This window comes from Chitinophaga sp. 30R24, from assembly GCF_049056765.1.
Lineage (GTDB): Bacteria > Bacteroidota > Bacteroidia > Chitinophagales > Chitinophagaceae > Chitinophaga.
In genome coordinates, this window is the sequence record NZ_JBJGXX010000004.1 from 64,638 (window position 1) to 85,513 (window position 20,876).

Annotated in this window: 17 protein-coding genes; 14 read left to right on the forward strand and 3 right to left on the reverse strand. The window is 46.1% G+C overall.

Annotation, left to right across the window (positions count from 1 at the left end):
- The first annotated feature begins 128 nt into the window (after positions 1-128).
- The 8 genes from ACDQ55_RS12275 to ACDQ55_RS12310 all read left to right on the forward strand — a co-directional run bounded on the left by ACDQ55_RS12275 (position 129) and on the right by ACDQ55_RS12310 (position 7,503).
- Complete coding sequence (locus tag ACDQ55_RS12275) at positions 129-1,265, forward strand: beta-ketoacyl-ACP synthase III (protein WP_420981690.1); 1,137 nt, start codon at positions 129-131, stop codon at positions 1,263-1,265.
- Between the two features lie 25 nt (positions 1,266-1,290).
- Complete coding sequence (locus ACDQ55_RS12280) at positions 1,291-1,689, forward strand: hypothetical protein (RefSeq protein ID WP_420981691.1); 399 nt, start codon at positions 1,291-1,293, stop codon at positions 1,687-1,689.
- 111 nt (positions 1,690-1,800) lie between these two features.
- Positions 1,801-2,808 carry a BtrH N-terminal domain-containing protein gene (locus ACDQ55_RS12285; protein ID WP_420981692.1) on the forward strand — a complete coding sequence of 336 codons (1,008 nt, stop codon included), beginning with the start codon at positions 1,801-1,803 and terminating at the stop codon, positions 2,806-2,808.
- A 17-nt stretch (positions 2,809-2,825) separates the two neighbouring features.
- Positions 2,826-3,572 (forward strand): ABC transporter ATP-binding protein, encoded by a 747-nt coding sequence (locus tag ACDQ55_RS12290; RefSeq protein WP_420981693.1) that lies wholly within the window; start codon positions 2,826-2,828, stop codon positions 3,570-3,572.
- Between the two features lie 23 nt (positions 3,573-3,595).
- Positions 3,596-4,894 (forward strand): ABC transporter permease, encoded by a 1,299-nt coding sequence (locus ACDQ55_RS12295; RefSeq protein WP_420981694.1) that lies wholly within the window; start codon positions 3,596-3,598, stop codon positions 4,892-4,894.
- Positions 4,895-4,986: 92 nt separating this feature from the next.
- Positions 4,987-5,244 carry a phosphopantetheine-binding protein gene (locus tag ACDQ55_RS12300; protein WP_420981695.1) on the forward strand — a complete coding sequence of 86 codons (258 nt, stop codon included), beginning with the start codon at positions 4,987-4,989 and terminating at the stop codon, positions 5,242-5,244.
- A 14-nt stretch (positions 5,245-5,258) separates the two neighbouring features.
- On the forward strand, positions 5,259-6,473 hold the full coding sequence (locus ACDQ55_RS12305; RefSeq protein ID WP_420981696.1) for a beta-ketoacyl-[acyl-carrier-protein] synthase family protein: 1,215 nt from the start codon (positions 5,259-5,261) through the stop codon (positions 6,471-6,473).
- Positions 6,463-7,503, forward strand: a complete 1,041-nt coding sequence (locus tag ACDQ55_RS12310; protein WP_420981697.1) for a beta-ketoacyl synthase chain length factor — start codon at positions 6,463-6,465, stop codon at positions 7,501-7,503. The genes ACDQ55_RS12305 and ACDQ55_RS12310 overlap by 11 nt, the downstream gene beginning before the upstream one ends.
- A gap of 38 nt (positions 7,504-7,541) precedes the next feature.
- Here the strand turns inward: ACDQ55_RS12310 and ACDQ55_RS12315 are convergent, their stop codons facing one another.
- Both ACDQ55_RS12315 and rpsT read right to left on the reverse strand, forming a co-directional pair.
- On the reverse strand, positions 7,542-9,266 hold the full coding sequence (locus tag ACDQ55_RS12315) for a M14 family metallopeptidase (RefSeq protein WP_420981698.1): 1,725 nt from the start codon (positions 9,264-9,266) through the stop codon (positions 7,542-7,544).
- Positions 9,267-9,340: 74 nt separating this feature from the next.
- Complete coding sequence (rpsT, locus tag ACDQ55_RS12320; protein WP_420981699.1) at positions 9,341-9,595, reverse strand: 30S ribosomal protein S20; 255 nt, start codon at positions 9,593-9,595, stop codon at positions 9,341-9,343.
- A gap of 242 nt (positions 9,596-9,837) precedes the next feature.
- On the opposite strand from rpsT, the gene ACDQ55_RS12325 reads away from it, so the two are divergent.
- The 3 genes from ACDQ55_RS12325 (at position 9,838) to ACDQ55_RS12335 (ending at position 15,600) form a co-directional block, all read left to right on the forward strand.
- Positions 9,838-12,597 carry a 2-oxoglutarate dehydrogenase E1 component gene (locus ACDQ55_RS12325; RefSeq protein ID WP_420981700.1) on the forward strand — a complete coding sequence of 920 codons (2,760 nt, stop codon included), beginning with the start codon at positions 9,838-9,840 and terminating at the stop codon, positions 12,595-12,597.
- 98 nt (positions 12,598-12,695) lie between these two features.
- Complete coding sequence (gene odhB / locus ACDQ55_RS12330) at positions 12,696-14,261, forward strand: 2-oxoglutarate dehydrogenase complex dihydrolipoyllysine-residue succinyltransferase (RefSeq protein ID WP_420981701.1); 1,566 nt, start codon at positions 12,696-12,698, stop codon at positions 14,259-14,261.
- 181 nt (positions 14,262-14,442) lie between these two features.
- A complete protein-coding gene (locus ACDQ55_RS12335; RefSeq protein ID WP_420981702.1) occupies positions 14,443-15,600 on the forward strand; it encodes an Fmu (Sun) domain-containing protein in 1,158 nt (385 codons plus the stop codon).
- An 87-nt stretch (positions 15,601-15,687) separates the two neighbouring features.
- Here the strand turns inward: ACDQ55_RS12335 and mnmA are convergent, their stop codons facing one another.
- The gene (mnmA, locus tag ACDQ55_RS12340) at positions 15,688-16,794 is read right to left on the reverse strand and encodes a tRNA 2-thiouridine(34) synthase MnmA (RefSeq protein WP_420981703.1); all 1,107 of its coding nucleotides are present in this window, start codon (positions 16,792-16,794) and stop codon (positions 15,688-15,690) included.
- A gap of 188 nt (positions 16,795-16,982) precedes the next feature.
- Between mnmA and ACDQ55_RS12345 the strand changes: the two genes are divergently transcribed.
- Genes ACDQ55_RS12345 through ACDQ55_RS12355 form a run of 3 tightly spaced genes read left to right on the forward strand, consistent with a single transcriptional unit; the run spans position 16,983 to position 20,876 of the window.
- Positions 16,983-18,476, forward strand: a complete 1,494-nt coding sequence (locus ACDQ55_RS12345) for a tagaturonate reductase (protein WP_420981704.1) — start codon at positions 16,983-16,985, stop codon at positions 18,474-18,476.
- 7 nt (positions 18,477-18,483) lie between these two features.
- Complete coding sequence (uxaC, locus tag ACDQ55_RS12350) at positions 18,484-19,878, forward strand: glucuronate isomerase (protein ID WP_420981705.1); 1,395 nt, start codon at positions 18,484-18,486, stop codon at positions 19,876-19,878.
- Complete coding sequence (locus ACDQ55_RS12355; RefSeq protein WP_420981706.1) at positions 19,872-20,876, forward strand: PfkB family carbohydrate kinase; 1,005 nt, start codon at positions 19,872-19,874, stop codon at positions 20,874-20,876. Before uxaC ends, ACDQ55_RS12355 begins: the two co-directional genes overlap by 7 nt.

A 20,876-nucleotide genomic window follows, 5' to 3' on the forward strand; every position in this document is an offset into this window, starting at 1 on the left:
GTTGTATTTGCGTTTAGAGTTCTATATTTACACATCTATATAAATTATGTTTTACTGTGGGCTGACTGAAGAGACAAGGGTAGTTTCAACCAGGTTTTACATGTAGCCTTAAAAGATGGATATTTCAAATGAAGGAAGTTTATATTACCAGGCTGTCTAAATTTTTACCCAACAAGCCTGTTGAAAATGATGAAATGGAAAGCATTCTCGGTATGGTTGATGGAAAGGCTTCCCGTGCACGTTTAAAGATCCTGGGTAACAACAAAATCAAAACACGTTATTATTCTTTAGATCAGGAAGGAAAATCTACCCATTCCAATGCAGAGATGACTGCCGCAGCTGTGCAACAGTTATTTGATGAGCAGTATCCTATCAGCCATCTGCAGTTACTGGCCTGTGGTACTACTTCGCCAGATCAACTGTTGCCTAATCATGCCGCTATGGTACATGGTTTGCTGAAATGCCAGCCGGTAGAACTGATTGCTGCTACTGGCGCTTGCGCAGCCGGCATGCAGGCGTTTAAATATGCGTGGATGTCTATCCGTTGTGGTAATACTTCCAATGCGGTGAGCACTGGTTCCGAAAAATTCTCTGCCTGGATGCTGGCGCAAAAGTTCCAGCCAGAAGCAGAGAACCTGAAAAGCCTGGACGAAAACCCTATCATCGCTTTTGAAAAGGATTTTCTTCGTTGGATGCTATCCGATGGCGCCAGCGCTGCTTTATTCCAGGATAAGCCCAATGAAGAAGGCCTGTCGTTGCGGGTAGATTGGGTAGAGATCCTGTCTTACGCCAACGAGCTGGAAACCTGTATGTATGCGGGCGCTATTAAACAATCCGATGGCAGCACAACCGGATGGGTGGATATGACACCAGATGAATGGGCGCAGCACAGTGTATTTTCATTTAAACAAGATACCCGTTTACTCGGTAAAAATATTGTTCCTTCTGGAGCGCAGATGTGGAAACAGCTGGTAGAGCGCCACAACATTAACCTGGATGAAGTAGATTTCTTCTTGCCTCATTTGTCGTCCGAATTTTTCCGGTTAAAGATCGAGGAGGAGCTTTCCCGTATAGGTGCCCCTATCCCATTGGATAAATGGTTTACGAACCTGGCTAATGTGGGTAACGTAGGTACTGCCTCTCCTTACCTGATGCTGGAAGAGCTGATGAATAGCGGCCGCTTCAAGAAAGGTCAGAAAGTAGTGTTGATGGTACCGGAAAGCGCACGTTTTTCATATGCTTATGCACATATTACAGTGGTATAAGCTGTAACTATTAAAAACTGCTGTCATGAAAAAAGAAGAAGTGCCGCAGGATAGCGATAACCTGCATGAAGGTACGTTCAAGCAAATTATGTATGCGGTGGATAACTCCGGCAACTATGTACAGGTGCAGAGCGCTGGCTGGGAGCCGGAAAATATTGCACTCGGACAAGCCTGGGAAGCAGTGAATGAAAAAGTGAAAGCCACCCGTGCCCGGGTAGAAGCCGGAGAAATCAGCCCGGTTGCCTACTACATGGAAAAACACCTGATGGACTTGCCCTTGCTGGCTAGCTATGTAGGTAAATTCCAATGGCAGGTAAAAAGGCACATGAAACCGGCCGTGTTCCGGAAATTGAGCCCTGTAATGCTGCAACGGTATGCAGCGGCCTTCAAAATAAGCGTAACAGATCTTTTACAGATCAAATAAATATCGCGCAGAAGGGCAAAGGAAATTAAGTACGCAAAGTAGTTGTTTAAAGAAGCAGTATATAAACTTTGCGCACTTGGTTTCCTTTGTTGCTTTGCGAGACATAATATTATGAGTAATTTACTATTCCAACATACGCAGACTGCCCATTGTGAAAGTGGCGTTATATCCAACTTACTGGGGCATTATGGTTTACAGATCAGTGAGCCCATGGCCTTTGGTATTGGAGCAGGTATCTTTTTCGGACACCTGCCTTTTGTAAAGGTGAATGGCGTACCTGGCACTACTTACAGGATATGGCCGGGAGCTATTTTTCAACGCGTATGTAAGCGCCTGGGTGTGAAAATGGAATCCGAAAAATTTTCTACTCCGCAAAAAGGAATGCAAGCGCTGGATAAAATCATTAATGAAGGTATCCCGGTTGGGTTACTGTCCAGCGTATATTACCTGCCCTACTTTCCTCCTTCCTACCGTTTCCATTTTAATGCGCACAATCTGGTGGTATATGGCCGTCAAGACGATGGGCATTACCTGGTGAGCGATCCTGTAATGGATACCGTTACTACCATAGATCCCGAAAGCCTGGCCCAGGCCCGTTTTGCTAAAGGATTTCCTGCGCCTAAAGGAAAAATGTATTATCCGCTGCAAGTGCCGGAAGTGACCTCACTTGAACAGCCTATTAAAGCAGGCATAGAACAGGCCTGCCATTATATGCTCAAAATTCCGGTACCCCTGTTTGGCGTAAAAGGTATCCGTTTCCTTGCTAAAAAGGTAAGCGGATATGCTGAAAATCCGGGCGACCGCAAAGCCAACTTGTATCTCGGTAATATTATCCGGATGCAGGAAGAAATAGGTACTGGTGGTGCCGGTTTCCGTTTCCTTTATGCCGCTTTTTTACAGGAAGCTGCCACATTGCTTAAAAAGGACGAGTTGAGTAAATTGGCAGGAGAACTGACTAAAATAGGGGACCTCTGGCGTAATTTTGCGTTCATGGCTGGCCGTGTATGTAAAAGCAGGGCGGCAGACCATACGTCTTATAAGGAGTTGAGTGAAATGTTATTACAATGCGCTGCAGCAGAGGAGGTTTTTTTCCGTAAGCTGGCGCAGGTAAAATTGTGAGATCCAAATAAAAGATTATGTCCGGTATATCTGTTCAGCAATTGTATAAAACTTATAAAGGAAGTGCAGTACCTACGTTGAAAGGGCTCACTTTCCAGTTTGGGGAGGGAAAGATAACCGGTTTATTAGGACCTAACGGCGCTGGTAAAACAACTACTATTTCTATTTTATGTGGTATTGTACGAGGCGACAGTGGAGAAGTGGTGATCCATGGATTAAAACAGGATGCCGCCCATAGGGAAGCGATTAAACATATCATTGGTATTGTGCCGCAACAAATTGCTTTGTACCCGCAGTTATCGGCGGTGGAAAATCTTACTTACTTTGGTAATCTGTATAATTTTCGTGGAAAAGCGCTGCAACAGAAAATTATGTATTACCTGGAGCTGTTCGGACTGGAGAAGAGTGCACACAAAGAAATCTATAAATACTCTGGTGGCATGAAGCGGCGCGTTAATATTATTGCCGCTATCCTTCACAACCCTGCCTTACTCATATTGGATGAGCCTACTGCTGGGGTAGATGTGCAGTCCCGCAGCATGATATTGCAGTTCCTGCGCGATTACAACCGGCAGGGGCATAGTATCCTTTATACTTCCCACTTGTTGGAAGAAGCACAATCTTTATGTGAAGAAGTAGTGATTATGGATGAAGGACAGGTAATTGCGCAAGGGAATCCGCAGCACCTGATCCATCAGCACAACCATTGTAGTAACCTGGAAGAAGTATTCCTGCATTTTACCGGGCATGCCCTCCGGGACTAAGCGGCAGGAAATTTAAGTAAATTATGATGTTACGGATACTGGCAACAATAAAGAAGGAATGGCAACTGCTATTGCGTGATAAAACAGGATTATCATTGCTGTTTGTGATGCCGGTAGTATTAATCACAGTAATGGCGCTGATACAAGATGCGCCATTCAAAGATTACCAGGATATTAAGTTTGATATATTAACGGTAGACAATGACCATGGCCGTTTGGGCCGCTATATAAAAGATGGGCTGGAATCGGGTGGGCAATTTAATATTATCGACTCACTAGATGGTAAGCCGATTACGGCAGACCAAGCCAAACAACTGGTTAATACAGGCAAGTACAAGATCAGTATTATTGTACCTGCCGGGGCTACTGCAGCTATTGTGAGCAATGCCAACCGTATTGTGAATGATATTTCACAGCGTATGGGCATGCCTGTTTCCCTGCCGGTAAAAAAGGTGGCCGACTCCCTTAATGTAGTGATCTATTTTGATCCCGCTGCCAAGAAGGCTTTTAAAGGGGCCATTCATCAGGCATTAGATAATTTTCTCACACAGGTGGAAACCGACATGCTGCTGGGAAGGATCAGGCATGAATTACGGGGTAAAGACAGTACAACGGCCAACAGCGCTGATACCTTGCCTATACGCCTGCAGGCAGTAGGATTGCAGGAGCATAGTACAGGTACGGGTAAGCAGATAGATGTAATTTCCAATTCGGTGCAGCATAATGTGCCTGCCTGGAGCATTTTTGCCATGTTTTTTATCGTGATTTCCATCGCCGGCAATATGATCCGGGAACGGGAAGATGGCAGCTTGTTGCGGATGAAACTGATACCCGGCTCTTACCTGGCTATTTTGGCTGGGAAGATGGTGTTTTTTGTAGGGATCTGTGTTTTACAGTTTTACCTGATGATGTTGGTGGGTATTTACCTGATGCCATGGTTAGACTTACCGCAGCTGGTAATGGGACATCACCACGGTGCTACCTTACTGGTAGCGGTGGGTATCGGGTTGGCAGCTACAGCCTACGGTATTTTGATAGGCACGGTATTTAAGACGCCTAACCAGGCATTAAACTTTGGTGCAATATCTATTGTGATCTTATCTGCCATCGGCGGTATTTGGATACCATTGGAAGTAATGCCGGAGAAAATGCAACTGCTGGGACGTTTATCGCCGCTTAGTTGGGGCCTGGATGCCATCAACGACATTTACCTGCGTAACGGAGATATAGATTATGTTTGGCAGAACGTATTGAAATTGGTTCTAACCGGAATGGTTATGCTGGCTGTTGCGGGATATGTGGAAAAAAGAAGAATGAACTGATAAATGTTTTCAAAACAATTGTAAAACTGTATTTTTACTCCCCACAAGGGCATTCGCCTGTTGTGAACAACAGGTGATAAACCTACAATATTATGGAAGAATTAAAAAAGAAACTGAAAGAACAAATCATTGAGGCGCTGAACCTTCAGGATACAAAACCCGAAGATATTGACGACAATGCCCCGTTATTCGGAGAAGGACTTGGGCTGGACAGCATCGATTCACTGGAGCTGATGGTATTGCTGGAAAGACAATATCATATCAAGGTGGAAGATCCGCGTGAAGGTAGGAAGATCCTGCAATCTGTTGAGTCTATGGCAGCATTTATTACTTCTAAACAACCGGCATAAGCAGGGAGAACGGCATGGCGGAAAGAGTGTTTATAACAGGAGTAGGAATGATCACCGCCATTGGTGATGACGTAGCCGGAAATTTACATAGTTTGCGCTCCCGGCATAGTGGCTTAGGATACAGTACTTACCTGGATACCAAATACAAGGAAGTATTGCCGGTAGCAGAAGTAAAGCATGCAAATGAATCTTTGTTTGCATTGGCCGGATTACCGGTAACAGCAGGGTTTACAAGAACTACACTACTGGGGCTTACCGCTATGCGTGAAGCCTTGCAACAGGCGGGTATTACAGACGTACAGTCTGCGCCCACGGGCTTTATCAATGCCAGCACTGTTGGCGGTATGTGCGACACAGAAAAAATATATTTTGATATCATTGATCCCGGTAAAACGGGATCTTTTTTGCAATATATAGATACGCTGGACTGTGCGGACTGCACACAGCGTATAGCTGATACCATAGGATTCAGCGAACATATTGCTACCATTAGCACAGCGTGTTCTTCCTCTGCGAATGCGTTGATGTTTGGTGCGCGTATGATCCGGCAGGGATTTTTGCCCCGCATGGTTTGTGGAGGAACAGAGGCCCTTACACGTTTTACGCTGAATGGGTTTAATTCGTTAAAGAATGTAGACAAACAGTTTTGCCGTCCTTTCGACCAGCAACGTACGGGGCTTAATCTGGGTGAGGGCGCTGCTTACCTGGTACTGGAAGGTGAATCTTTTGCCAGGGCCAATAATAGCCGTATCCTGGCAGAGTTCACCGGATACTGTAATACCAACGAAGCGTTTCATCCTACTTCGCCGTCGCCCGACGGGGATGGGGCCTATGAGGCGATGAAAGCTGCATTGACTATGAGCGGCCGCTCGCTGGAAGATGTAGCCTATATCAATGTACATGGCACAGCTACCCTGAATAATGATATTTCAGAAGGAAAGGCATTGGAACGCTTATTTGGCAGGAATGTACCATTGTTTAGCTCAACAAAGCCGTTTACCGGGCATACGCTGGCTGCTGCAGGTGCTATAGAAGCCATTTATGCAGTATTGGCCATACAACACGGGTTAATATTCCCGAATCTCAATTTTTCAGAAAAAATGGAAGAACTGTACATCAGCCCGGTAGTAGAACTGATAGAAGGGTATCCGGTAAATAATGTTATTTCAAACTCATTTGGCTTTGGAGGCAATAATGCTTCTCTGGTGATCAGCAAATATGAAGGGTAAGTGTTACATACAAGGATTGGCGGCAATTTCCCCCCAGCCCACTTTTGAAGGGGAGTTTTCTTCTATGCCACTGGTGCATACAGATAGCAATATGCTTACCTGTGTGGAACCAGATTACAAACCATTTATTCCGGCTAATAGCCTGCGCCGCATGTCGAGGTTGCTGAAGATGGGCCTCACTACTGCGCTTAAATGTATCGAGAATAGCGGTATAGCTACCCCTGGGCCTATTGTTACCGGTACCGGTAAAGGCAGCCTGCAGGATACGGAAAAATTTATCAAGGAGATAGAAGTGTATCAGGAAACGGCATTAAATCCTACTCCTTTTATTCAGTCTACCTACAATTCCGTAAATGGATTGATTGCCCTGCAACAGAAATGCACGGCTTATAATAATACATTCGTACACCGCGGGTTTTCTTTCGAGAATGCTTTACTGGATAGCATGATGTTGATCCAGGAAGGGGCCTCCCATACCCTTACCGGCGCTTTTGAAGAAATTACTGCCGAGCATTTTTACATCAAAAGCCGCATCGGCTTCTGGAAAGATACGCCGGTAGATAACCGGGAATTATATCAACAGTTGTCTCCAGGGACGATTGCCGGAGAAGGCGCTACTTTTTTTACACTCACCGCTACGGCTACACCACAAAGCTATGCAGCCATATCCGGGTTTAAAATGTTGTATAAGCCCGCCACAGACAAGCTCGTAAAAGCTTTCGCTGATACGGCCGGCGCCCCCGATCTGATTATTACCGGCCGCAATGGAGACAGCCGATATGAACATTTTTACGGGTTGCTCAACAATCTTTACCCCGGCATCCCGCAATTATCTTTCAAGCATTTATGTGGGGAGTATGATACTGCCGGTGCTTTTGGGCTCTGGCTGGCCGCACAGTTGCTTAAAACACAGCAATTGCCCCAGCAATGGTATACTTTTTCCACACCGTTGCCTGCTGTGAATTCCATTCTTTTTTACAATCATTTTTATGGTGAGCAGCATGTAGTATTGCATTTGGAAAGGGTATAACTTCCTGTAGCCTTTTATAGCCCGGGAAGTTACTTTGATTACCTTACCCTATATACCGGATAGCGCATATACGCTGGTTCTGCATAAGGAGAGTTTTTAAATACAAAATCCAATTGAGCGCTGGCGCTGTTGGCAAATGCCGTATCGGAAGCTCTTTTTTCTTCCAGTAAACGTTGTAATTCCGGATGTTCCTTTAAGTAGACCGCGCCGGTATCTTCAAAAACATAAGAAGAATAGCCTTCTTTCTGCCCCAGGATAGCGTCAAAGAAGTTCCAGGCAAAATAAGAATCGCCTCCCTCAGGTTCCAGGGTTTCTATAAGGAACCGGTTGGCTGCCTGATTCATGGGAATATAGAAGTCGCCTTTGCGGAAATGGATGGTATCCATAGTGCTGGTTACCTTAATATTTGTATGCAGGTAGTGCTTTTCGAATGGTTTGGTATAGCTCTGGAAGTTTGCTATATGGTATACTTCTACAAGGAGTGCAGTATCTTTTGTTAGTGGTTGCATTTGCACCTGGTTATTCTTCAGCAGGTTGATCGCTGCCCACCAGCCTTGGGGAATGATATAGGCGCGTGGTTTTTCCACATAGTTTTCCGGAATGGCATAGTTATAAAATTTTATCTGTTTTATGTAGGGTTTATTGCGGTCGTAGTACAGGCGCGGGAGCCCGGAAATGTAGCTGGGTTTATGGCCGGCCGTAAAGCCGCGAAAGGTGATAAGGCTGTATTTGTTCATATCGAACCGCCATGATAGGGGAAAGGTAGTTTGTGTGAGGGCCATTTGTTTGGCTTGCTCGCGTAGTTGCCGGATGCTATCGCTATGGGCAGCTGTAAACTGTATAAAGCATTCCATCAGCGCATAGGTAGCTTTTACCCGTTGTGGGTAAGGTTTAAGCATATGCGTTTCTGGTACAAAGCCAAAAGTATGAAAGAGGGTGGTGTATCCTGTGGAATAACGGGGTACATCGGCAAATTCCACCCAGCCGCTGTCGGGTGTTTCTCCGAAATGGTTGACATAAGGTACTAGGTCGTAACCTTTTTCCTTCATCAGGGCATAGAGGCCGGGTTCGAAGCTATTGTGCATAAATGTTCCCATAGGGCCACCCAGTTTATCATGTTGGGTGGTAAGCAGGGTCATGATATGTTGGTAATCGGCGCCGTTGCTAACATGGTTATCCACAAAAACGTCTGGGTTGGTGAGGTGGTAGATTTGTTGGAAAGCCAGGGTGTTTTTAGCATCTGATTTGATGAAATCGCGGTTCAGGTCCAGGTTTTGGGCATTGCCGCGGGAGCCGAAGGAATCGGGACCGTTTTGATCTACACGATACCAGGGTGATCGGTTAAGCATTCCGCCGATATTGTATACGGGTATAATGGCTAAAACAATGTTGTCCGGCAATTTTATTTTACCCAGGGCCAGGTCGCGCAGTAGCAGCATGCTGGCATCTATACCATCTGGTTCGCCGGGATGGATACCGTTGTTGATGAGGATAATGCGTTTGTTTTTTTTGTGCAGGCTTTTAAAGTCGAAATCCCGTTGTGGAGAGTAGGTAGCCAGGTGCAAGGGGTAGCCTGCGTCTGTAGTGCCAATGGTTTGCAGGTGGATCTGTGGGAAGCGTTTGGCCAGCAGTTGGTAGTATTGGATTACTTCCTGATAGGTAGCTGTTTCGCGGCCATCTGTTTTTTCATAGCGGGTGGTAAGGTCTTGCGCTTGTATCAATAAGGGCAACAGACCACCCAGTAGTAGCATTATCTTTTTCATTATACGAACATGAATAGAAAAACAAAAAGCCCTTCCTTTGGGAGGAAGAGCTGTAAATATTGTTACTGAAACAATTAAGCCAGAGCTTGAACTCTCTTAGCTAACTTACTTTTCAGATTTGCTGCTTTGTTCTTGTGAATAACGTTACGTTTGGCCAGCTTATCAATCATAGAAGCTACCTCAGCCAAATCCTTCTCTGCTGCAGCCTTGTCAGTCACCGCTTTCAGATCACGGATAGCATTACGGGTAGTTTTACCGTGGTAACGGTTACGCTCATTACGCTTTCTGCTTTGACGTACGTCTTTTTTTGTTGCTTTATGGTTTGCCATTTTTCAAATTTCAAGTTTCGGACGGCAAAGGTAATTATATTCCTTTTATAAAACAAACTAAATGTAGTTTTTCCGTCAAAGTGCAAATATAAGCACCTTTTTGCACAGATAACTGACTGATATTTTCTCATTTTTTCCATTCGATGTATCGAAAAACGAGCGATATTTGCAATCCCACATATTAATATATGTGGAATCAACAGAAAAGTATTTGAACTGAAGCTCAGCAAAACTCGTTGTAAATGAAGGACTTCTCATTCGTCACCAACTCACATCCTGCTTACATTGAATCGTTATATCAGGATTTCCGCAAAGATCCCAGCTCCGTAGACCCGGATTGGGTTAAATTTTTTGAAGGATTTGATTTTGCAGTATCCAATGTAAATGGCCATGCCGCGGGATCCGCCCCGGTAGCAGGGGGCAGCACTTCGTTGCCGGTGAGCGACGACCAGTTGGCAAAAGAACTGGGCGTATACCGCCTGATACAGGCGTATCGCAAAAAAGGCCACCTGATTGCTAAAACTAATCCTATCCGTGAACGTAAAGACCGCAAGGCCAACCTGGACTTGGCCAGTTTTGGGTTGAGTGATGCTGATCTAAAAACCGATTTCTATGCGGGAACTGCTATTGGCGTCGGTAAGGCTTCCCTTGAGAAAATTGTCGCCTATCTGAAACAGGTGTACACCAGTTCTGTGGGCATCCAATACACTTATATCAATGCCCGCGATAAAGCCAAATGGCTGGAAAAGGAATTTGAGGCCATCATGACGCAGCCTTTATCGCTCGAACAACGCCGCCGCATCTTGCAGAAGCTGAACCAGGGCGTTATCTTCGAAAAATTCCTCCACACGAAATATATCGGCCAGAAACGTTTTGGTTTGGAAGGTGGTGAATCCACTATCCCGGCTTTAGATGCTATCATCAATGTGGCAGCTGATTATGGTGTACGGGAATCTGTGATAGGGATGGCGCACCGTGGCCGTTTAAACGTACTGGCAAATATCCTGGGTAAAACTTACGAGCAGATCTTCAATGAATTTGAAGGCTTGGCGGTACCAGATATGACCATGGGTAGCGGCGACGTGAAGTACCACCTGGGCTTCCGTTCCCAGATATCTACTCCTGCCGGTAAACCGGTAAACCTGCAACTGATGCCTAACCCTTCCCACCTGGAAGTGGTAGACCCTATTGTGATAGGTTTTGCACGCAGTAAAGCAGATGTGATCTACGACAGCGATTACGATAAAATATTGCCTATCCTCATCCATGGCGATGCTGCCGTTGCCGGTCAGGGGATTGTGTACGAAGTAGAACAGATGAGCAAACTGGAAGGTTACTACGTAGGTGGTACCATTCATTTTGTGATCAATAACCAGATCGGGTTTACCACAGATTTTGATGATGCCCGTTCTTCAGACTATTGCACCAGCGTAGCTTCTATTGTACAGGCACCGGTATTCCACGTAAATGGCGACGATGCAGAAGCAGTGGTGAAAGTATCCCAACTGGCCGCCCGCTATCGCCAGGAATTTAATGAAGATGTATTCATTGACATGGTTTGCTACCGCAAACATGGTCATAATGAAGGTGATGAGCCTAAATTTACACAGCCTAACCTTTATTCGCTGATCGACAAACATCCGAACCCACGCGAAGTATATACCCAGTTCCTGCTCAATAATGGCGAATCCGATGCACAGGCCTTAGCCAAGGAAATGGAAAAAGTTTTCTGGGATGAACTGCAGGCCCGCCTGGATGAAGTAAAACAACATCCGCTGCCTTATGCCAACCAAAAACCGGAAGAATGGTGGCAGGCACTCCGTAAGTCTACCCCGCAGGATTTTGAATCTTCCCCGGTTACCGCTATCAAAGAAGAGGAATTTAAACGCCTGTTCGACGCCCTCATGAAATGGCCGGAAAGTTTTGTGCCGCTGCGTAAAGTAAGCAAGCTGCTGCAAGACAAGGTTAAGCTGTATCAGGAGGAAGGTAAGGTGGATTGGGCTACCGGTGAATTACTGGCTTATGCCAGCCTGCTGGTAGAAGGAAAAGAGGTGAGAATGAGCGGTGAAGACGTAAAACGCGGTACTTTCTCCCACCGTCATGCGGTATTGTTCGATGAACGTACTAACGATACATACAACCGTCTTAGTCATTTCCAGGATAAACAAGGTAAATTCAGAATTTATAACTCTTTGCTGAGTGAATATGGTGTATTGGGCTTTGAATATGGCTATGCCATGGCTAACCCCAACAGCCTCGTTATATGGGAAGCCCAGTACGGCGACTTTGTAAACGGTGCGCAAACCGTAATAGATCAGTATATTACCAGTGCAGAACAGAAATGGACCACACAGAATGGCTTGGTAATGCTGCTGCCTCATGGTTATGAAGGTGGCGGACCCGATCACTCCAACGCCCGTCCGGAAAGGTTCCTGCAGCAATGTGCAGAAGAAAATGTGGTAGTAACCAACATAACTACTGCTGCTAACTTCTTCCACGCTTTACGCCGTCAGCTAATCTGGCAATTCCGTAAGCCACTGATCAACTTCTCGCCCAAAGCCAATTTGCGTCATGTAGGTGCTTATTCTGCTACAGAAGAGTTTACCCAGGGCGGATTCAAAGAAGTATTAGATGATCCGTTTATTGATGATGCCGGTTTGGTGAAGAAAGTATTACTGTGCTCCGGTAAAATGTATTTTGATCTGAGCGACAAGCAAGCTAAGGACGACCGTAAAGATGTGGCGATTGTTCGTTTGGAACAATTGTATCCGTTGCCGGTAAAACAGCTGGAAGCCATTGCCCAGAAATATAAAGGCGCTACTTTCTTCTGGGTACAGGAAGAACCGCTGAACATGGGCGCAGCTGCTTATCTGCAGATGAACCTAAAGCAGATCAATTATGGTGTTATCAGCCGCAATCCAAGTGCATCTACCGCTACCGGTTATGCCAAAGTGCATGCGCGGGAGCAACAACAGATCATTGATACGGCTTTTAATATCTAAAAACGAAAAGTATAAACAGAATAAACTGGTTATGTGTTAACTAACAGCTAAGAGCTAATAGCAACAATTAACCTGGTATCACCATCAACTGATTAAATATGGTTATCGAAATCAAAGTCCCTACGGTAGGAGAATCTATTAGCGAGGTAACAATTGCAAAGTGGTTGAAGAAAGACGGAGATTATGTTCAGCAGGACGAGGTATTGTGTGAAATGGAATCCGAGAAAGCGACCTTTGAACTGAACGCGGAAAAGGCAGGCATCCTGAAAATTGCCGCAGCAGCTCAGGAAGGAGCTACTTTGAAGATCGGTGACGTAGCCTGTACTATTGATACAGACGCTGTTGCTCCCCTAGAGGGCGCCACAGGACCAGTAGCAGCATCCGCGCCTACAGCTCCCGTAGCATCCGCGCCTGCACCGGCAGCAGCAGCTCCGGCAGTGAATAAAGGGACCATTGAGATGAAAGTGCCTACAGTAGGAGAGTCTATAAGTGAAGTAACACTCGTAAAGTGGCTGAAAAAAGATGGTGATTATGTAGAACGCGACGAGGTAGTATGCGAATTGGAATCAGAAAAAGCCACTTTTGAACTGAACGCAGAAGAAGCCGGCGTACTGATTACCGTGGCAAAAGAAGGCGATACCCTGAAAATTGGCGATGTAGCCTGTAAAATAGATACCAGCGCAGCAAGACCAGCGGGTAAAGCAGCTCCGGCAGCAGCACCTGCCGCCCAGCCAGCAGCTCCACAGCCACAGCAGGCGCCTGTAACCAGCATTCCAAATGATGTGAAAGCATCTCCGGTAGCTGCAGCAGTGATTGCCGACAAACACGTAGACCCTACCAGCATCAAAGGTACCGGTGCCCATGGCAAAATCATGAAAGACGATGTGTATGCCGCCCTCCAAAATCCGGGCGTAGCCATCGGACAAGAAATGTTTAGCCGCCAGGAACGCCGCGAAAAAATGAGTAACCTGCGTAAAACCGTTTCCCGCCGCCTGGTGGAAGCCAAGAATACAACGGCTATGCTCACTACTTTTAATGAAGTAGACATGACCGAAATCATGGCGCTGCGTGCCAAATATAAAGACCTATTCAAGAAACAGCACGAGGTAAACCTGGGCTTCATGAGCTTCTTTACCAAAGCCTGCTGCTTCGCTTTACAGGAATTCCCTTCTGTAAATGCTTATATCGACGGAGAAGAACTGGTATACCACGATTACTGTGATATCTCTATCGCAGTATCTGCCCCTAAAGGCCTGGTAGTACCGGTAATCCGTAATGCAGAAAGCCTGGATATGGCAGGTATTGAAAAGACAGTGTTGGAACTGGCTACCAAAGCCCGCGATAACAAATTGACTTTACCTGAAATGACCGGCGGTACTTTCACTATTACCAATGGCGGCGTATTTGGCTCTCTCATGAGCACTCCTATCATCAATATTCCTCAATCTGCCATCCTGGGTATGCACAAAATCCAGGAACGCCCAATGGCCATCAACGGACAAGTAGTTATCCGTCCAATGATGTACGTGGCGCTGAGCTATGATCACCGTATCATTGATGGTCGTGAGTCTGTAAGCTTCCTCGTAAGAGTGAAAGAAATGCTGGAAAATCCTGAACAATTGCTGTTCGGAAAAGATCCGCTGAAAGCATTATTGAAACTCTAATATGATTGTTGGGATTTTTTGATTGTCCTGATTATTGATTTTTTATTATAGGGATTAGCGAAGATAAGTACAGGCTACTGTATGGTCTTCGCTAATCTTTTTAATAGATCATCAACAGCAATTATTATGGCCAACAACCAGTTATCTTTCGTCTTCTTATATCAGGATTAATATACATCACTTGAGTCATATTAAAAGCTATATCACGTCTGCTGAGAAAGTTATTGGAGCTTACTCCGGGAGCCTCCCGTTACATCATTTCCTAAAGGCTTTTTTTAAAGAGCATCCTTATATGGGAGGGCGCGACCGGCGCTGGATTTCGCAGTTGGTATACCATTATTACCGCCTGGGGCAATGGGGACGTGATTTGCCGGTAGGGGAACGTATCCTGGCAGGTACTTTTTTATGTGAATCTACCCCCAGCGATTTGTTGGCAGTGCTGCGTCCGGAATGGAATGAGCAGATCGCTTTATCCTTAACAGAAAAGATGTCCCTGCTGGCGCCCACGGTTACGCCGGAAGCCTTGTTTCCTTTGATAGCTTCCTTATCGGACAGTATAGATGCCAGCGATTTTGCTTTGTCACAGCTCAAACAACCAAAATTATTTATCCGGGTACGCTATCGTAAACTGGATAAAATAGTGGCCCTGCTCGATAAGGCAGGCGTGGCTTATGAGGTGTTTCCCAACAACACCACTATCGCGTTGCCTAATGGTACCAGGATTGAAGCAATTGTAACTGAAAAAAGCTGGTATGAAGTGCAGGATGCTTCCAGTCAGCAGACAGGAGAGTTATTCTCACCCGCTAAACAAAGCCGTTGGTGGGATTGCTGTGCAGCCAGTGGTGGTAAATCCATTCTGCTTAAAGATCAACAATCAGATGTACAGTTATTGGTATCCGATGTAAGGCGCTCTATCCTGGATAACCTGCAACACCGTTTTGCGGCGGCGGGCATCAAACATTATGAGGCCCGTGTGGCTGATCTTACTGCGGCCAATTTTCCGGCGACAATGGGAAACCGCCAGTTCGACGGTATCATCCTTGATGCGCCCTGCAGCGGTTCTGGTACCTGGGGCCGTACGCCAGAGAATATTTCGTTTTTTAAGCAGGAAGAGATCTTACATTATCAACAATTACAAAAAAATATTGCCCGCCAGGTAGTTCCTTTTGTTAAGAAAGGTGGTACGCTGATCTATATTACCTGCTCCGTATTTAAGCAGGAAAACGAAGAGGTGGTGGATTATATTGAATCTATCAGTGAATTGAAGCGTGAGCGGGGCGGCGTGATAGCTGGTTATGGCAAGGATGCGGATACCATGTATGCCGTAAGGTTGTCGTAATTATTGACTTATTAGGCGGTGCATAGGCATTAAAAAGGGTGAGAAGCCATCTTCCCACCCTTGTTTATCTATCTTATGAAATTAATCTTATAAAGCCGGCATATTCCGTTGGATGATACCGCCGCCGATCACGTCGTCGCCTTCATAAAACACCGCCGATTGCCCAGGTGCAATGCCTTTTACATTTTCGTAGAAATCCACTCTTACCTGGCCGTTTTCGTTGTACAGGTTACTGAGAGCGCCCTTGTCTTTATAACGGATTTTCGTGATGGCTTCCATTCCTTCCGGGATAGTATCGTATTTACCCATGTTGATGCCGCTAACGAACATACCGCTTTTCTGGAGCTCGTCTTCATTGCCCAGCACTACCGTATTAGTTTCCGGGATAATCTCCGTAACAAATACCGGCCGTCCAAGTGCGATATCGAGTCCTTTGCGTTGTCCTATGGTATAGAAGGGGTAACCTTTGTGATGCCCTACAATGGTACCGTCTGCCAATACAAAGTTGCCGCCGTTTACTCTTTCTTCGAGTCCTTCTACCTTTCTTTTCAGGAATCCGCGGTAATCGTTGTCGGGCACAAAGCAGATTTCATAGCTTTCTGCTTTTTTGGCCAGTTCGGGATAACCGAAGTCGAAGGCCATTTGCCGGATTTCCGTTTTGCGGTATTTACCTAAGGGAAGTATAGTGCGGGCCAGTACGTCTTGCTGAATGCCCCAGAGCACATAGCTCTGGTCTTTAGTGTCGTCTATGCCTCTACTGATCACGCTGCGGCCATTGTCGTGCTGCCGGATCTGGGCATAGTGTCCGGTAGCAATGAATTCACAGTCCATGGCATCTGCACGTTTCATGAGTGCGCGCCATTTTATATGGGTATTGCACAACACACAAGGATTAGGTGTGCGTCCTGCAATGTATTCCTCGACAAAGTTATTCACTACGAAATCACCGAATTCATCCCGGATATCCAGCACGAAATGCGGAAATCCGTGGTGCACCGCAGCAGCGCGGGCATCGTTAAAAGAATCCAGGTTACAGCAGCCAGTTTCCTTTTTACTGGAGCCGGCAGAGGCATAGTCCCAGGTTTTCATGGTGATACCCACCACTTCGTATCCCTGTTCATGTAACATCAGCGCTGTAACAGTGCTGTCTATGCCGCCACTCATGGCAACCAGCACTTTTCCAAGCTTACTCATTTATAAAAGTTTAAGAGTGCAAATTTACTTAAATTCCAGCCAATGCTCAGCAATCCTTTATTGATCCTGCCAATGGGCAGATCAATTCTGGTTATATCAGCCCCGGATGCAGATTATTTCTGTAAATACTTTAATTTGTTGATCGGGAATTATAATTTTAGCCATCTTATTAGCATAAATTGGTCGTAATGCTACCCATATTAAACAAAGAATTTATATCGAAGCACCCTGATTCCGGCGTTTATGAAAGAATATATAGTTACCCGGAAAAGATATTACAGTTTGGTACCGGCGTGCTTTTACGCGGCCTGGTAGACTATCTGGTAGACAAGGCTAACAAACAGGGTATTTATCAAGGCAGAATCGTAGTCGTAAAATCCACCGATGGAGATACCAACGATTTTTCCAGTCAGGATGGTCTTTTTACTACCCATATCAAAGGCATCTCCCAGGGGGAATTAGTAGATGAACTACTCATAAATGCAGCTATTAGCCGTGTTTTGCAATCGAATGCAGGGTGGCGGCAAATTTTAGATGCTGTGCATCAGTCTGCTTTGCAGACGATCATTTCCAATACCACCGAAGTGGGTATCCAATATATACCGGAAAGAATAGGGAAAGAAGCGCCGGCATCTTTCCCGGCCAAGTTGCTGGCCATCTTGTGGGAGCGTTTTAATTATTTGGGGGGAAGCAACCATACAGGCTTTGTAATTGTACCTACCGAGCTGGTGGTAGACAATGGCCGTTTGTTGAAAGATATTGTATTGCAATTGGCCGCCTACAATGAACTGCCAGCTACCTTTATTACGTGGATACATGAAGCCAATTATTTCTGTAACTCGCTGGTAGACCGTATTGTGCCCGGTAAACCCCGCAATCTGCCGGCAATAGCCTCTGCAGCAGGATATACCGACCAATTGTGGATAGAAGTAGAGCCATACCTGTTATGGGCTATAGAGGGCAATGATATTATCCGTAAAACACTGGGTTTTTATCAGGCGGATGCAAGGATGTTGATCACCACCAGCATCACTCCCTTCCGGGAACAGAAGTTACGCCTATTAAATGGCAGTCATACTGCCGCTGCGCCATTGGCTTATCTCTATGGCTTAAACACCGTGTATGAGTGTATGCAGGAGGAGCATATACGGCATTTTTTCCACCAGGTAGTCCTGAAAGAGATATTGCCGACGATAGCAGAGGGCTGCCCTGTCGCAACAGTTTTTGCACAGGAGGTACTGGACCGCTTTGCCAATCCATTTATTGCGCATAAACTGATCAGCATTACTTTCCAGGAAAGTTCCAAGATGAATGCCCGTAATGTGCGCACGCTGATACGTTATTATGAGCAGTACCAGGTTTTACCGCCCTATCTCTGTTTGGGTTTTGCTGCCATGCTGTTGTTTTTACGGCCAGTGCGGGAAGAAGCGGGCAAATATTTTGGCCAGCGGGCAGAAGAGGAATATCTTATTACAGACGATAATGCCCCGGTATTTGCCGCCTGGTGGAAGGAAGGAACTAACATTACAGCGATGGTAACCGGTATTTGCGCTGATAAACGCCTGTGGGAAACAGACCTGAATACCTTGCCCGGTTTTGCAGCAGAAGTAGCCTCGTTATTAACCATCCTGCAAACAGAAGGAGTAAAAGCATTTATGCAATTGCAGCATCAGAAAAATTGATCACGTTATGAAGGAGTTTTTATCGGAAGATTTTTTGTTGAAAACGGAAACGGCTAAACGGTTGTACTTTGATTACGCTGCCGCTATGCCGGTAATAGATTATCATAACCACCTGCCACCAAACGAGATAGCGCAGAATAAAGTATTTGAGAACCTGACTGCCCTCTGGTTAAAAGGAGATCACTATAAATGGCGTGCCATGCGTGCCAATGGCGTACCGGAAGAATTTATCACTGGTGCAGCCGACGACTATACGAAATTCCGTTACTGGGCGGCTACGGCCCCTTATACTATGCGTAACCCCTTATATCATTGGTCGCATATGGAGCTGAAAAATCCTTTTGGCATAACAGCATTGCTGAGTGAGGAAACAGCGGAGAAAATATACCAGGATTGCCAGGCGCAGCTGCCCCGTTTCTCTACGCAGGCATTACTGCAACATTATAAAGTGGAAACCCTTTGTACCACAGACGATCCGGTAGATAGCTTAGCGCATCACCGGGAGATTGCCACTAAACCTTTTGGCACCCGGGTATTGCCTACCTTCCGTCCAGACCGAGCCATGGCAGTAGACCATCCCGCCGTATTCAACAATTTTGTAGATCAGTTACAGGTAGTGGCCAATCAGGAGATCCGTAGCTTTGAGGGGCTATTGGAAGCCCTGTACAACCGCCATACTCACTTTCATGAATCTGGCTGCCGGTTAAGTGATCATGGGTTGAATACTTTTTACTTTGCTGCCGCCAGTAGTCAGGAGCTGGAAACGATTTTTGCCAATGCCAGGGATAACCGTATAGCCACTCCTTACGAGAACGCACAGTTTAAAACAGCGATATTATTGGCTGTATGCAGGTGGAATCATGCCAGGGGCTGGGTGCAACAGTTTCACGTAGGAGCTATCCGTAATAACAATTCCCGCCTGCTGCAACGCTTGGGCGCCGATGCGGGGGTAGATTCTATTGGTGATTGGCGCATGGCTGAAGCGATGAGCGCTTTCTTTGATGAGCTAGATAAGAAAGATCAGCTGGCTAAAACCATTATCTACAACCTGAACCCTTCCTATAACGAAGTGTTTGCCACGATGGCCGGTAATTTCCAGGATGGTACCGTACCAGGTAAGATACAATTTGGTTCCGGCTGGTGGTTCCTGGATCAGAAAGAGGGTATGGAGAAGCAGATGAATGCCCTGAGCAACATGGGTTTATTGAGCCGTTTTGTAGGCATGTTAACGGATTCCAGAAGTTTTCTATCCTATTCCCGACATGAATATTTTCGGCGTATTTTGTGTAACCTCATCGGCACAGACGTGGAACAGGGGGAATTACCCAACGACATTGCCTGGTTAGGCAAGCTGGTGCAGGATATTTGTTACCATAACGCTAAAGCATATTTCGGATGCTGATGAAGCCAGTAAAAGTGATCACTTTCGGAGAGATATTGTTGCGTTTATCGCCCCAGCTGGCGCAAAACACGGCGGCCATCTACGTAGGTGGCGCAGAAGCTAACGTGGCTGCAGCCCTGGCAAATTGGGGCACGGCAGTCGCTTATATCAGCAAAATGCCCGATAATGGCTTGTCCAGGGAGGTATTGCAACAGTTAGGTAACCGTGGTATTTATACCGACCGGATGTTGTGGGGCGGCGATCGCATCGGTATTTATTACCTGGCGCAGGGGAGCGACCTGAAACATGCAGAGGTAGTATACGATCGCGCGTGGTCTGCTTTTAGCCAGATCGTGCCGGGAACGGTGAATTGGGAGGCATTGTTAGGTGATGCTGAGTGGTTTCATTGGAGCGCCATTACGCCGGCGTTGAATCCGGCCGCCGCCGCCGTTTGCCAGGAAGTGATACAGGCTGCCAGCCGTAAAGGGCTTACTATCTCCACCGATCTGAACTTCCGCGCTAAATTATGGCAGTACGGCAAAAAGCCGGTAGAAGTAATGCCGGAGCTGGTGCAATACTGCGATGTAATAATGGGAAATATCTGGGCGGCCAATAATATGCTGGATACCAACCTGGATACAGAAATTCTACAGGCGGGCACCAAGACGGCCTACCTGCAGCAGGCAGAACAGGTAGCAGAAGAGATAACGCGTACCTATACACGTTGTAAGCGCGTAGCTTTTACCTTCCGTTTCAGTAGCACGCCTACGCATAACTTGTACTATGCCTTTTATTACCATAACGGCGCAGTGAGTATTTCCCGGGAATATGCTACCAATGAGGTGGTAGACAGGGTAGGAAGTGGCGATTGCTTTATGGCAGGATTAATACATGCGCAGTTGCAGGGGCTAGACGACCAGCAGATCATTTCCTTTGCTGCTGCTGCGGCTTATTCCAAATTTTTTGTAAAGGGAGATTTTAATACTACTTCCGCAGAAGACATTATTAAACTGATATAA